Source organism: Streptomyces sp. CA-179760 (assembly GCF_050937045.1).
Taxonomy (GTDB): Bacteria; Actinomycetota; Actinomycetes; order Streptomycetales; family Streptomycetaceae; genus Streptomyces.
Genome location: NZ_JBNJLZ010000001.1, coordinates 3,827,776 through 3,841,849, shown reverse-complemented (window position 1 = coordinate 3,841,849; position 14,074 = coordinate 3,827,776). Strand labels below are relative to the sequence as shown.

Here is a 14,074-nt window from a genome sequence, read left to right as displayed (position 1 = left end):
GGGGTTCAGCCCCGCACGGCCTCCGGATGCAGCCGCACCCACCCCTCCCATGCCGACGCGATCATGTCCTGGACGTCGTGCCTGGCCTTCCAGCCCAGCTCCGTGGCGGCGCGCTCGGCGGAGGCGACGACGCGTGCCGGGTCGCCGGGGCGGCGGGGGGCGACCGTGGGCGGCAGGTCGTAGCCGGTGATCGCGTTGATGCGGTCGATCATCTCGCGGACGGAGACGCCCTCGCCCCGGCCGATGTTGAGCGTGAGGGCGCGGCCGGGGGAGGAGCGCAGCGCGCGGGCCGCGGCGACATGGGCCTCGGCCAGGTCGACGACGTGGATGTAGTCGCGTACGCAGGTGCCGTCCGGGGTCGCGTAGTCGTCGCCGAAGACGCGCGGCGGCGCGCCCTCCGTGAGCTTCTCGAAGACCATGGGTACGAGGTTGAAGACTCCGGTGTCCGCGAGCTCCGGGCTCGCCGCGCCCGCCACGTTGAAGTAGCGCAGGGACGCCGTCGACAGGCCGCTCGTCCGGCCCGTCGCGCGGACCAGCCACTCACCGGCCAGCTTCGTCTCGCCGTAGGGCGACAGCGGCACGCAGGGCGTCTCCTCCGTGACCAGGTCCACGTCCGGCATGCCGTACACCGCCGCCGAGGAGGAGAACACGAGGGACGGCACCTTCGCCGCCGTCACCGCGTCCAGCAGGGTCCGCAGGCCCTCGACGTTCTCCCGGTAGTAGTGCAGCGGCCGTTCGACCGACTCGCCCACCTGCTTCTTCGCCGCGAGATGGACCACACCGGTGACCGAGTGGTCCGCGAGGGTGCGCGCGAGCCGCTCGCCGTCCAGTGTCGAGCCCACCACCAGCGGCACCCCCTCGGGCACGCGCCCGGCGATGCCGGTGGACAGGTCGTCGTACACCACCGCCCCTTCTCCCGTAGCGGTCATCGCCCGTACGACGTGCGCGCCGATGTAGCCGGCGCCGCCGGTGATCAACCAGGTCATGTGCGACCGTCCCCTCGTCCGTGGCCCGTCTCGTCGGCCGGCCCGTCGTGTCCCCAGTGAATCAGGCGGCTTCTCAGTGAAGCAGTCGGCGCAGCCGACCGCGTACGACGGAGAGCACACCGCGTACGCCGGGCGCCACCCGCAGCGCCAGCGCGCCGGAGCAGGTGGCGTACGGCTGCACGAGCACCACGCCGTGCCGGGCGCTCGGGACGGCACTGCGGCGCAGCAGGCCGGCGCCCGTGAGCGCGTGCGCCGTGACCTCGCGGCTCACGCCGTCACGGAAGCGGAGGCGAAGGCGCAGGTCCCAGGTGCCCGCACCGAGGGCGGCCAGCGCGGGGAGGTCGAGCTCCGCCTCGGCCGACCAGCCGTCGGCGGCTGCCGCGAACTCCGCCACGACGACGGGGAGACCGGCGTCCCCGTCGTCCCGGTGCCGCCACTCCACCTCCACCGCCTCCGGTCCCGCCCGCGCCACCCGCCCGTACAGCTCGTGCAGGCGCAGCCGCAGCCGGGCGCCACGCGCGCGTGGCCGCAGCTCCGCGTCCACGGCGAGCGGCAGCGCACGCACCGGCCGGGCCAGCAGGGGCTCCAGGGAGACCTGCGGGAGGTCGTCCGACCAGACGGGCGTGCCGTCCTCGGTACGGGCGTACGGCGGACACAGACGGGCCGGACGGGCCGCCAGCTCCCGCAGCCGGGGCAGGTCGCGCGGCTCCGGGGAGGCCAGGACGACCCGCCCGGCCAGCCGGCCCGGAGCGGCCGGGTCGCGCGCCCAGTCGTCGGCGTCGTAATCCGCGAGATGCGCCCGCGTCAGCTCCCACCAGGTGCGCCGGTAGGCGGCGTCGCGCAACCCCAGCTCGCGCACGTACATCCGCAGCTCGTGGTCGAGGAACTTTGCGCGTGCGGCCCGCGCGAGTTCCTTCTGCCCGGCGCCCAGCAGGATCTCGTACGCCTGCCGGCACGCCTCCGTCCTGGCCCGCCAGTTGTCGACGCCGGCCCGGTCCAGGGAGATCGACAGCCGCTCGGCGGACCGGCGTACATGCCAGACGTAGACCAGGTCCGGCACCAGGGCGATGCGCGGGGCGGCGGCCAGCACGCGCGCGCAGAAGACGACGTCCTCGTACGGGAAGCGGCCCTCGGGGAAGCGGACGCGGTGCTCGCGCAGGAAGGCGGTCCGGTAGAGCTTGTTGACGCAGAGCGTGTCGTGGACCAGCCGCGGGCGCTGGGCGGGGCGCGGTACCGCGGTGTGCAGCGCGTAGAGACGCGCCTGCCAGGGCACTTCACGCCCCGACGGCAGCTCCCGGCGTACGCACAGACCGCCCACGACCTCGGCGTGCGCGCCCGTCGCGGCCCCGAGCAGCGCGTCGACCGCGCCGGGCGGCAGGACGTCGTCGCTGTCCAGGAACATCACGTACGGCGACGTCACCGCGTCGAGCCCGGTGTTGCGCGGGGTGCCGCAGCCGCCGCTGTTGACCCGGCGGCGGATCACCCTCAGGCGGGGTTCCGACGCGGCGAGCCGGTCGAGGAGGGCGGCGCTGCCGTCCGCCGAGCAGTCGTCGACGGCCACGACCTCGCGCACGGCCGGGCCCTGCGCGAGCGCCGAGCGCACGGCGTCCGTCACATGGGCGGCGTCGTCGTAGCCGATCACCACGACGGCGACCTGGGGGCGAGGCCTGTCGGCATCCGGAGCGGCATTCATTACAACGGATCGTAAGCCGGGTGAATGCCGCGAAAGCGATAAAACGCCCTATGGGGCTACGACTGCCGGTCTCCCGGCACCTCCGAGAGCGCGGCCGCGTCCAGTGCGGAGGTGAGCTCGTCGAGGCGGGCCCGCAGGGCGCGGACCTCGGTGGCGTCGAAACCGGTCGCGCCCGCGATCCGGCGCGGCACCTGGAGTGCCCGCGTCCGCAGTGCGGCGCCCTCCTCGGTCAGCCGTACCTGCACCGATCGCTCGTCGCGCGCGCTGCGCTCCCGGTGCACCAGGCCGGCCGCCTCCAGTCGCTTGAGCAGCGGCGACAGGGTGCCGGAGTCGAGGCGCAGATGCTCCCCGAGCTTCTTCACGGGCTGCTCGCCCTGCTCCCAGAGCACCAGCATCACCAGGTACTGCGGGTAGGTGAGCCCGAGGTCCTTGAGGATCACGCGGTAGACGCCGTTGAAGGCGCGGGAGGCCGCGTGCAGGGAGAAGCAGATCTGCTGGTCCAGGCGGAGCCAGTCGTCGTCCGGCGTGTTCATGCGTCCAGGGTAGCTCGGATCCACCATTCAATTGCGCACAACTTAATTGTGTGCTCTAATCATGGATGTCAGGCGGCCCGGAAGCGAGCCGCCGGAACGTGATGCGAGAGGGAGATTTCCATGGACGCGCTCTACACCGCTGTCGCCACCGCCACCCACGGCCGCGAGGGCCGCGCCGTCAGCTCCGACGGCACGCTGGACCTCGCGCTGGGCATGCCTCAGGCGCTGGGCGGCAACGGCCAGGGCACCAACCCGGAGCAGCTCTTCGCCGCCGGTTACGCCGCCTGCTTCGGCAGCGCCCTCGGTCTCGTCGGCCGCGGGGCCAAGGTCGACGTCAGCGACGCCGCCGTGACCGCCGAGGTCTCCATCGGCAAGCAGGGCGAGGGCTTCGGTCTCGCCGTCACGCTCCGCGTCGAGCTGCCCGACAGCGTGGACGAGGCGACCGGCCGCAAGCTCGTCGAGCAGGCCCACCAGGTCTGCCCGTACTCCAACGCCACCCGCGGCAACATCGAGGTCGACCTCGTCATCGAGTAGTCACCGGCACGTCACCCCCGACCCGCGCCAGTACCTCCCCCGTCTCCTCGCTCCACGCCACCACCACGGCCTCCTCGGGCACCGGGTGCCGGCGCGTCAGCAGCAGCCAGCGCACGTGGTAGCGGCGGACGACGGAGGCACGCCCGGCGCGGGTCGAACCGGGGGCCAGATAGGCCCGGACGTCGGCTGCCCGGCGCTCCCGCTCCCGCTCGTCCAGGGCCGGGTCGGGCCGGACGGGCGCGACGAGGTTCGGCCCGTACCCGGCGAGGGAGTGACCGGCCCGGTACCCGTCGGTGATCACCACCTCGCCCGGCCCGATGTGCGGAGCCGCCCAGTCGTACGACGGCCAGCGCACGGGCTGTGCGAACCCCACCGGGTCGGCCGAGCGCGGCACGACCGCCCCGGCGTGCACGATGACGAACCCGGCGCACGCCCCGGCCGCCGTCACCCCGCCCAGCACCTTCCGGGCCCGCCGCCAGGGCCGGGGCGCCGCCAGCTCCACCGCCAACGCGCACTGCGGCGGCAGCAGTACGGCCCACAGGGCACCGGCGTATGCGTAGTGCCCGCTCACCCAGCCGTACGCCACCAGCGGGCACTCCATCAGGAACATCAGCACCAGCGGATCACGCGCCACCCCGCGGGTCCGCACCCACAGCGCGGGCACGCCGAGCAGCGCCAGCCAGGAGCCGGCGAACATCTCCTCGTACAGCCGCCGGTCCCTCCTGTCCGTGCCCGTCCCGCTCACCAGATCCAGCACCTCGTAGTACGGCCACGCCACCGCGACCGCCCCGCAGACCACCCCGGCGAGCGCCCAGCGCGCCACGACCGGCCGGCGCCAGCCGCGCTGCCGGGACGCCACGACCGCCACCGCGCCGATGAGCGCCGAGGCCGCGATGACGAAATGGGTGAGCAGGATCAGCCCGTACAGGGCGCCGAGTCCCGCGTACCCCGCCCGGCCGCCGAGCCCGCTCGGACCGACGAACCGCACGGGGGCGTCCTCACGCGCACGCGTCGTCGTCCAGGCCCACGCCCAGAGCGTCAGCCCGATCGCCAGCGCGGACGGATGGCCCAGGTTCGTCGTCATCGGCAGCAGACCGAGCCGGCCGCTCCACACGATCCGGGCCGTGCCCCACAGCAGCGTCATGAACAGCAGGGCCAGCACCGGCGCCCAGGGGCGCGGGGTGAGGGCCCGGACGAAACGGCCGAGCCCCGTCAGCAGCACCAGCAGATGCACGGGCCCCGCGAGCTTCAGGACTCCCCAGCCGGGCAGCCCCGCCATCCGCGCCAGAACGCCCTGCGCGACGGCGTACGGGCCGTAGTACGGGCTGCCCTCGCCCGGCAGGTCGGCCATGGGATGGGCCGGATGGAGCAGACCGGCCCGGAGCCGCTCCACGACCGCAGCGTGCAGCCCGGCGTCGCAGCACAGCGGGACCCGCCAGTACGCCAGCGTCATCACCAGCCAGAACAGGGCGCCGAAGAGCTGGTACGGGGTGAGCCGCCCCAGTCGGCCGCCGCGCAGCGCCGTCGCACCGCGCACGGTCCGCAGGACGAGGACCGAGGCACTGGCAGAAGTAGGGGCGGGCATGCGCCAGATGTTCCCGCCCCCGCGCATGCCCTGACCCCGGGTCACCTCATCGGGTCAGTCGCAGAGCGCCCTCTCCGCCGTCGCGGGCCAGCGCGCGAACCGGAACCCCGTCCGCTCGACGGACCCCGTGAGGTTCCGCCAGAACCGCTCGGCGGTGAGCGGCGCGCGCACCGACTCCCTCAGTTCGGCCAGTTCGCCGCAGTCCAGCGCGGCCCGGGCCGCCACGACCGTCTCCAGCGAGGCCCCGGCCCGCAGCAGATCCCGCTCCGGCGGATGCCGCGCCGCCCACTCCGCGAAGACCCAGTGGTTGCGCAGGAACTTCTCGTGCCCGGGCCAGCTCCACCGCTCCAGCGCGAGATGCGCGCCGACGGGACTGGCCAGCCCCCAGGCGTCGTTGACGTAGGCGTCGAGCGGCGCCGCGGCTCCCGTGACGCCGAGATGACGGCCCACGATCACCACGTGGTACCGGGAGTCCGGCCGCATCGGCGTGGCGTGCAGCCGCCGCCCGGAGTCGAAGTACAGCAGCGTCGGACCCGGCGCCCGCACGGCTTGCGCGAGCATGCCGCGCGCCTCCGGCAGGGCGGGCCAGTTGGCCACCCAGGTGCCGGTGCGCACCGGGTTGTGGTCGCCGAGGGCCTCCACGTCGGAGCTGCGCACATTGAACGACCCGGGCGTGCTCCGCACGTCGAAGGGCGTCCGCAGCGGGCTGACCACCGCGCACAGCCACACCGCCAGCAGGGCGCTCGCCACGCCGGTGAATCGGTTCGCCGGCACGACCAGCACCGGCAGGAGCAGCAGCAGAAGGGCGGGCAGGACCATGCGCGCGTGCATGTAGTCACCGCCGACGCGGATGACGTACCCGGTGAGCAGCAGGCCCGCGGCCAGTGGAGCCAGCAGCACCGCGAGCGAGGTCCGCCCCGGGGCGCGGTACCGCCGTTCGGTGCGCGTGCGACGCACCAGCAGGACGGCCAGCGCGCCGAGCACGGGGACGACGGGCCACAGCCAGTAGGGCCCGAGCGCCTCCTGCACATAGCCGGCGCCCCGGCCCCAGTCGCTGGCGCTCGCCTCCTTGGCGATGGCGGGCAGCGGCACGAGGATCCCGTAGTACCCCGCCCGGAAGACCTCGTACGCCAGCGGCAGCGCTCCCGCCGAGGCCAGCATGGCTGCGGTGCCCCGCCGGGAGGGACGCAGCACCCACCACTGCGCCGCCAGGAAACAGACCGTGACCACCGCGAGATCGGGCCGGACCAGCGGACCCAGCCCGAACACGACGGCCGCCGTGTACACCGGCCGGGCCTCCTGCCCGCGCCGGGTACGCGTCAGCAGCCACCACGACAGGCCGGTCCAGAAGGCGCCCAGGCCGCTCTCCAGGCCCGAGGTCATGTACGACCAGAACGGCGGCACGGCCAGCAGCACGCACACACCCGCCGGGAGCAGCAGCCGGGCGCCCCGGTGCAGCCGGCACGTGGCGTACAGGGCGAGCCCGAACCCCGCGGCGCTCAGCAGCAGCCCGAGCCCGACCGCGAGGAACGCGGGGTCCTCGCCGGTGACCCAGGCGGCGAGCGCGAGCAGCCACTGCCACAGGGTGCCGGTCGAACTCTCCGCCCGCTCTCCCACGTTGAACACGGGCCCGTTGCCCGCCAGGATCTGCCGGACCGGCCGCAGATAGATCAGCCCGTCGTCGCAGATCCAGCGGCGCCGGTAGCCCAGCACGAACAGGGCCGCGGTGGGCACGGCGACCAGCGCCGCGTGCCACCAGTGCACCGGCCGCGGCCGCTCGGCGGCGGCCGGCGGACGGGCCGAGACGGCCCGCTGGCCGGGCAGGGAGGGGACGGCCTCGGGAGTGGCGGGTGTTCTCATCGCTCGACCAGCGCCTCGGACCTGGCACCGGCACCGGGGGTCCGGCGGGCAGCGGGCAGCGGCGCACCGCCCCCTTCGCCCAGCATCAGCAGGCGTACGACCCGCTCGGCGGCCCGGCCGTCCTCGAACTCGCAGTACCGCTCCCGGAAGCCCGCCCGCAGCCGCGCCGACTCCCCGTCCTGCCAGGTGCCGGACGCGAACAGCCAGGCCAGCTCCCGGTAGGAGCGCGACACATGCCCCGGCGCGTCGGCCGTGATGTCGAAGTAGGCGCCCCGGCTGGCCGCGAACGCGCCCCAGTCGTCGGCGTGGACCACGATCGGCCGGTCGAGGAGGGCGTAGTCGAACATCAGGGCCGAGTAGTCGGTGACCAGCGCGTCGGAGGCGAGCAGCACGTCCTCGACGTGCGGCTCGTCGGTCGCGTCCACCAGCACGCCCCGCCGGTGCAGCTCGGCCAGCCCCAGGCCGCGCGCCACGCCCTGGGCCAGCGAGGGGTGCAGCCGGACGACGAGGGTGTGGCCAGGACCGAGGTCCTCGGCGAACCGGGCCGGGTCGAACCGGTCGACATGGCCGCCCTTGCGGTAGTCGCGCCGTGTCGGCGCGTACAGCACGACCGTGTCACCGGCGGGGACGCCGAGCCGCTCGCGCACCTCCCGGCCCCGATCCGGGTCCGCGCCGACCAGGACGTCGTTGCGCGGACTGCCCGTCCGCAGCGAGGTGAAGTGGCACGGGTACGCCCGCTCCCACGCCCGCTCCGCGTGCAGCCCCGCGACCAGGCTGTAGTCCCACCGGTCGGCCCGGCGCAGCATCTGCGGAACGTCGAAACCGTGCCGGGCGCCCGGCTTGGTCAGCAGATCTGCGCCCATGTACTTGAGCGGGGTGCCCTGGTGGGTGTGGATGTGGACGCTGCCGGGCCGCTTGGCCAGGGTGCCGGGCCAGTTGACGTTGTTCACCCAGTACATGGCCCGCGCCATGACCTCGTGGTAGCGCCGCGAGCCCGGCGTCACATGGTCGACGCCGGGCGGCAGAGCGTCCACGGCGTCCTCCCGGACCACCCACACGCCCCGGATGTGCGGGGCGATCTCGCGCGCCTTGGCGTGGATCGCGGCCGGGTCGCCGGACACGCCCCGGTGGTGGGTCGCCGAGTAGACGGCGAGCTGCGGGTCGAGCGGGCGCTTCGACTGGGCCGCGTACCAGGTGCGCAGAGCGGTCCCCGACGCCTTCCGCGTCACCCGCCGCTGCCTGCCCAGGGCACTCGCGCGCAGGTCCCGCAGACCGCGCACCGCCGCGTACGACGCGTAGGGCGCCGACGCCAGCAGCCGCATCTCGACCCCGCGCCAGCCGTCCGGCTCCGGGAAGCCGCCCTCGGGGAGGTGACGGCGGTGGAAGGAGCGGATCTCGCGGTAGAAGTCGCCCCGGTCCGCGGGCCGCACCCGGTCCTCGCGGGCCAGCACAAACAGCATGTGGTCCAGCGCCCGCTCCAGCAGCGGCGGACGCGCCCAGTCGAGATCCGGGCGCTGCTCCAGGAACGCGAACAGCCCTTCGTACTGCGGGAAGATCTCGAAGTGCCGGCGCCCCGGCGTCCTGGTGATCGCGCCCTGCCTGCGCTGCCGGTACTCGACCCCGATCCGGCCCAGACAGGCGATGCGGTCCGCCAGCACCATCGACCGGTAGGTGACCGGCGCGTCCTCGTACAGCCCCGCCGCGTACTCCAGGCCGTGCTCCTCGAGGAAGGCGCGCCGGTACGCCTTGTTCCAGGCGACCAGGAACAGGTTCAGGTACCGCGGGCTCTCCCGGACGCGGAACGTCTCGGTGCCCGCCTCGGCCAGCAGGTCCGCCGCCTCACTGCGCCCGCCCCGGCCCCACCAGTGGGTGCGCACATGGTCGAAGACCAGGATGTCCGGGTCGCCGGTCGCCTCCAGACGCGCCGCCACGGCGGCCAGCAGCCCCGGCGTGTAGCGGTCGTCGCTGTCGAGGAACAGGACGTAGTCCCCGGCCGCCCGCTCCCGTCCGGCGTTGCGGGCCCGGCCGAGGCCCACGTTCTCGGGCAGGTGCAGCACCCGCACCCGGGCGTCGCGGGCGGCGTACTCGTCGAGGATCGCGCCGCTGCCGTCGGGCGAGCGGTCGTCCACGGCGATCACCTCGAAGTCGCCGTACGACTGGGAGAGCACCGAGTCGAGACACTCGCGCAGGAAGCCCTGCACCTTGTAGACGGGGACGATGATGCTGAAGCGGGGCACTTCTTCGGTCAGCTCCTTACGAGGGTGGCGGCGGGGGCCGGGACGCGCTCCGCGAGCGGGATCACGGGCGGGATCGACTCGGGCGGCTCTCCCAGCAGCACCCGGCGTACGACGCGCTCGGCGGCCCGCCCGTCGTCGAACTGGCAGAAGCGCTCCCGGAACGCGGCGCGCAGGGCCGTCGCGGACTCGTCCGCGTAACCGCCGTCGGTGAAGGCCGCCGCCAGCTCCTCTGGCGTACGGGCGACCCGGCCGGGCGGGAGCTCCATCAGGTCGAAGTAGACGCCCCGGGTCTCGCGGTAGACGTCCCAGTCGTCGGCGTACACGACGATCGGCCGGTCCAGGTTGGCGTAGTCGAACATGATCGACGAGTAGTCGGTGATCAGCGCGTCGGCGGCCAGGCACACGTCCTCGGAGGACCGGTGCCCCGTGACGTCGATGATCCGGCCGCCGCTCCGGCCGGGCCCCTGGTCGTAGAAGTAGTGGGCGCGCAGCAGCACCACGTACTCGTCGCCGATCGCCTCGCAGAACTCGGCCAGGTCCAGGCCGGACGCGAAGCCGGTGGCGTAGTCGCGGTGCGTGGGGGCGTAGAGGATCGCCTTCTTGTCCTCGGGGACGCCGAGTTCCTTGCGGACGCGGGCGACGTCCTCGGCGGACGCCGTGCAGTAGACGTCGTTGCGCGGATAGCCGTACTCGAGGGTCTCGTGCGCGCCGGGGAAGGCCTTCTCCCACATCTCGGTGGAGTGCCGGTTGGAGGTGAGGTTGTAGTCCCAGCGGTCCATCCGGGCCAGCAGCCTGGCGAAGCTCCCCGTCGCCGCGGCCACCACGGGATACGTCGCCTGGTCCGCGCCCATCGTCTTCAGCGGGGTCCCGTGCTGGGTCTGGAGGTGCGTGCTGCCGGGGCGTTTGACCACGGCGTCCGCGAAGTTGGCGTTGTTGACCAGGTACCGGGCGCGGGCCAGCGCCTCCCAGTACTTCCGGCTGCCGATGACCGCGTACTCCACGTCCTTCGGCAGGCCGTCCACCGCATCCGGCTCCACCAGGAACACCGAGCGCAGATGCGGGGCGAGAACGCGGGCCTTGGCGTGGATCGCGGCCGGGTTGCAGGCATAGCCGCGGCCCCAGTACGCGCAGTACACGGCGAGGTTCTCATCGAGGGGGAGGCGCAGGTGCGCCGCGTAGCGCAGGCGGGTGCGCAGCCCCCGGGGGCGCGGAAGCAGCGCGGCGGCCCTCAGCGCCCTCTGGTTGGCGGCGCGCAGGGCGCGGAACGCCGGGTACGCACCGGCCGCCAGCAGCCGGTGCTGGACGCCGAGGCTGCCGCCGGGGGCCCGGTAGCCGGCGGGGCGGTGCCGCCGGTAGAGCGCGCCCGCCCGGCGGAAGAAGGCACGGCGTCCGGCCGGCAGCCGCCGGGGGTGGGCGGCGGTCTTCAGTACGGCGGCGAAGAGCTGGGTGAACAGCGGCCGCAGCCGGTGTGCCGGCAGCCCCTGCTCTTCGGCCCGGGTCAGCACCAGCTCGGTCTGGTCGAGCAGTTCGGCGTGGTGCTCGCCCGGAAGGTTCAGCCGGTTGCCCTGCCGGCGCAGCAGATGCCGGACGACGACCGCGCGCAGGGCAGCCACCCGCTCCGCCCGCAGGGCCACCAGGGCCCCGAACCCGATGTCGGTGAAGTGGTCCCCGGGGAAGGTGACGTCCCGCTCGGTGAGGAAGGCCCGGCGGTAGACCGCGCTCCACGCCGGGAGCGTCACGCCCGTCAGCTCCGGGGCCCGGCCGGGGGAGAAGACCCCGTCCGGGGTCCTGGCCAGCAGGGGCGCGGCCGGGTTGGCCGGCTCGCCCTCCCACCAGGGGGTGCGCTCGTGTTCGAAGTACAGGACATCCACCGGCGCGTCCCCGCCGGCGACCGCGCTCAGCCGGGCGTCCAGTGCCGCCAGTGCCCCCGGGGCGAGGACGTCGTCGCCGTCGAGGAACAGCACATGGCCGCCGACCGCCGCCCGCAGCCCGGTGTTGCGCGCCCCGGCCAGACCGGCCGACGGCGGGGAGTGCACCGGCGTGACCCGGGAGTCCCGCTCGGCGTACCCGGCGACGACGTCGGCCGCCGGTGCGTCGGGTGCGTCGCACACCGGGATCAGCTCGAAGTCGCCGAACGACTGGGCGAGGACCGAGTCCAGCGCCAAGGACAGCCGGCCCGCGACCCCATGGGACGGGACGACGATGCTGAAGCGGGGCATTCTGCTCTTTCTGTCGGGGATCTTCGAGGGGCTTCGAGGCTCTTCAGAGGGGGTCGGTGACGTTCGGAGGGCCGGCCGGCCGCGGCACCGTGGCCAGCGGCTCGCGCGCCAGCGAGGCCGCCGCCGACGGCACCGGGCGCCGCTTTTCGAGCGGGACCACCGGCGGCAGCTCCGACTCCCCGAGAACGACACGGCGGACGACCCGCTCGGCGGCCCGTCCGTCGTCGTAGGTGCAGAACCGTTCGCGGAACGCCGCGCGCAACTGGGTGGAGCGGGAGCCCCGCCAGTGGCCGGTGGCGAAGATGTCGATCAGTTCGTCCTCGCCGCGCGCGAAGGCGCCCGGCGGGGAGGCCCGCAGGTCGAAGTAGGTGCCGCGGGCCGCTTCGTACGCCTCCCAGTCGTCGGCGTGGATCACGATCGGCCGGTCCAGGTTGGCGTAGTCGAACATCAGCGACGAGTAGTCCGTGACCAGGGCGTCCGAGGCCAGGCAGAGGGACTCCACGCTCGGGTGGTCGCTGACGTCGACGACCCGGCCGCGGGTGGTGGTCAGCGGGGCGCCGTAGGCGTGGTGGGCGCGGGCCAGGACGACGAAGCGCGGGCCGAGGCGGCGCACGATCCGCTGGAGGTCGAGGGCGCGGCGCTGGGAGCGGCGGTAGTCACGGTGGGTGGGCGCGTACAGGATCGCCACCGTGCCCTCCGGGATGCCGAGTGAGGCGCGCAGCCGGGCCACATCCGCCGCGGTCGCCGTCCGGAACACGTCGTTGCGCGGGTAGCCGTACTCCAGCGTGGTGTAGCGGCCGGGGTGGACGCGCTCCTGGGTCAGGGTGGTGTGGCGGTTGGCGGACAGGACGTAGTCCCACTGGTCGACGCCCTTGAGCAGCCCGGCGAAGTCCCTGCCGCGGGCGGCCGCCGGGCGTTCCTGGAGGTCCAGGCCGATGTGCCCCAGTGGGGTGCCCTGCCCGGTCTGGATCAGGACCTGGCCCCGGCGCTTGACCAGGCGGTGGTCGAAGTCGGTGTTGCTGACCAGGTACCGGGAACGGGCGAGCGCCGTCCAGTAGGCGGCGGTGCCAGGGACGAGGCAGCGCGGGCCGGGCGGGCTGGCGTGGTGGTGCTCCGGACGGGCGATCCACGCCGTGCGGATGTGCGGTGCGAGGTCGCGGACGGTGGATTCCAGCGCGCCCGGGTTGCAGCCGTGGCCGCGGCCGTCGTAGGCGGCGAAGACGGCACGGTCGCGCACGGGGAGGCAGCGCTGGACGCCGTAGTGGACTTTGAGCGCGGCGGTCCGCAGACCGTGCAGCAGAGTGCCGGTGGTCCTGGCGGCGGCGCGGTGCAGGGCCGCCGCCAGTTGCAGCGTGCGGTAGGTGCGGTGCAGGCCGAAGCGGATCAGGGTGTGGTGCACCCGGGTGCGCAGGGGGAGGGGCGGACCCGGGGTGCGATAGCGGCGGTGGTGGGCGCGTGCCCGGCGCAGGAAGTCCGCCCGTGAGCCGCGCGGCAGCCGGTCCCGCCGGGAGTACACGATCGCCAGGTGGTGGACCATGCGGCGGAACAGCGCCGGCCGCCACCGGTCCAGTTCGGGGCGCTCCTCGAGATACGCGAACGCCCGGTCGTACTGGTCGAAGACGTCGAAGTGCCGCTCGCTGGTGGTGCGCAGGATGCTGCCCATCCGCCGCTGCCGGTAGTGCACGCAGACGCGGTCGAGGGTCGCGATCGACTCGGCCGTCATCAGCACCGGGTACGTCCACGGCGTGTCCTCGTAGTAGCCGGGCGGGAAGGCGAACCCCTTCTCCTCGACGAACTCCCGCCGGTAGGCCTTGTTCCAGGCGACCATCAGCAGCTTCAGCAGGCCGGGCCGGTCCTCCAGGCAAAACGGGGCCGGTCCCTGCTCGGTCAGCTGCAGGGCCGCCTGGTTGCGGACCGCCTCGCCCGTCCAGTAGGTGCGCGCGTAGTCGAAGACCAGGACGTCCGGCTCGCCGGTCTCCTTCAGCCGGTCGGCGATGGAGCGCAGCGCGTCCGGCGTGAGGGTGTCGTCGCTGTCGAGGAACAGCAGGTAGTCGCCGCTGGCGTGCGCCATGCCGGCGTTGCGGGCGGGGCCCAGGCCGACGTTCTCGGGCAGATGGACGGGCTGTACACGCGCGTCGCGGGCGGCGAACTCGTCGATGATCGCGCCGCACGCGTCCGGCGAGCAGTCGTCGACGACGATCAGTTCCAGATCGGGACAGGACTGGGAGAGCACCGACTCCAGGCACTCGTGCAGGTACGCCTGAACCTGGTACGCGGGGACAATGACACTGAACCTGGGCAAGATGCCATCCATCGGTCGGCGCGGGCGTTCGGCCCGGGAACGGCCGGGAGGGCCACTTGGTTACGGCGGCTACGTCATCCGGGGGAATGCGGAAGGGGCGGACCGTCACCGGCCCGCCCCTCCAA

At 73.9% G+C, this 14,074-nt stretch carries 9 protein-coding genes; 1 reads left to right on the top strand and 8 read right to left on the bottom strand.

Annotated features, from left to right (window positions below; all coding sequences use genetic code 11):
* Positions 1-5: 5 nt before the first annotated feature.
* The 3 genes from galE to ACQEV8_RS17090 all read right to left on the bottom strand — a co-directional run bounded on the left by galE (position 6) and on the right by ACQEV8_RS17090 (position 3,239).
* On the bottom strand, positions 6-986 hold the full coding sequence (galE, locus tag ACQEV8_RS17100) for a UDP-glucose 4-epimerase GalE (RefSeq protein ID WP_432961046.1): 981 nt from the start codon (positions 984-986) through the stop codon (positions 6-8).
* 73 nt (positions 987-1,059) lie between these two features.
* A complete protein-coding gene (locus tag ACQEV8_RS17095; RefSeq protein ID WP_432961044.1) occupies positions 1,060-2,679 on the bottom strand; it encodes a glycosyltransferase in 1,620 nt (539 codons plus the stop codon).
* A gap of 56 nt (positions 2,680-2,735) precedes the next feature.
* Positions 2,736-3,239, bottom strand: a complete 504-nt coding sequence (locus tag ACQEV8_RS17090; RefSeq protein ID WP_432961042.1) for a MarR family winged helix-turn-helix transcriptional regulator — start codon at positions 3,237-3,239, stop codon at positions 2,736-2,738.
* Positions 3,240-3,332: 93 nt separating this feature from the next.
* On the opposite strand from ACQEV8_RS17090, the gene ACQEV8_RS17085 reads away from it, so the two are divergent.
* The gene (locus ACQEV8_RS17085; RefSeq protein ID WP_391109635.1) at positions 3,333-3,746 is read left to right on the top strand and encodes an organic hydroperoxide resistance protein; all 414 of its coding nucleotides are present in this window, start codon (positions 3,333-3,335) and stop codon (positions 3,744-3,746) included.
* Here the strand turns inward: ACQEV8_RS17085 and ACQEV8_RS17080 are convergent.
* From ACQEV8_RS17080 to ACQEV8_RS17060, 5 genes are read right to left on the bottom strand one after another with little or no spacing between them, the layout of a single operon-like run.
* Positions 3,736-5,331 (bottom strand): hypothetical protein, encoded by a 1,596-nt coding sequence (locus ACQEV8_RS17080; RefSeq protein WP_432961040.1) that lies wholly within the window; start codon positions 5,329-5,331, stop codon positions 3,736-3,738. The two genes, ACQEV8_RS17085 and ACQEV8_RS17080, sit on opposite strands and share 11 nt — an antisense overlap.
* Positions 5,332-5,385: 54 nt before the next feature.
* Complete coding sequence (locus ACQEV8_RS17075) at positions 5,386-7,191, bottom strand: hypothetical protein (RefSeq protein ID WP_432961038.1); 1,806 nt, start codon at positions 7,189-7,191, stop codon at positions 5,386-5,388.
* Positions 7,188-9,428: a bifunctional glycosyltransferase/CDP-glycerol:glycerophosphate glycerophosphotransferase gene (locus ACQEV8_RS17070; protein ID WP_432961036.1), complete on the bottom strand. Its 2,241-nt coding sequence runs from the start codon at positions 9,426-9,428 to the stop codon at positions 7,188-7,190. Before ACQEV8_RS17070 ends, ACQEV8_RS17075 begins: the two co-directional genes overlap by 4 nt.
* A gap of 8 nt (positions 9,429-9,436) precedes the next feature.
* Complete coding sequence (locus tag ACQEV8_RS17065) at positions 9,437-11,647, bottom strand: bifunctional glycosyltransferase/CDP-glycerol:glycerophosphate glycerophosphotransferase (RefSeq protein ID WP_432961034.1); 2,211 nt, start codon at positions 11,645-11,647, stop codon at positions 9,437-9,439.
* Between the two features lie 43 nt (positions 11,648-11,690).
* The gene (locus ACQEV8_RS17060; RefSeq protein WP_432961032.1) at positions 11,691-13,949 is read right to left on the bottom strand and encodes a bifunctional glycosyltransferase/CDP-glycerol:glycerophosphate glycerophosphotransferase; all 2,259 of its coding nucleotides are present in this window, start codon (positions 13,947-13,949) and stop codon (positions 11,691-11,693) included.
* Between the last annotated feature and the right edge of the window lie 125 nt (positions 13,950-14,074).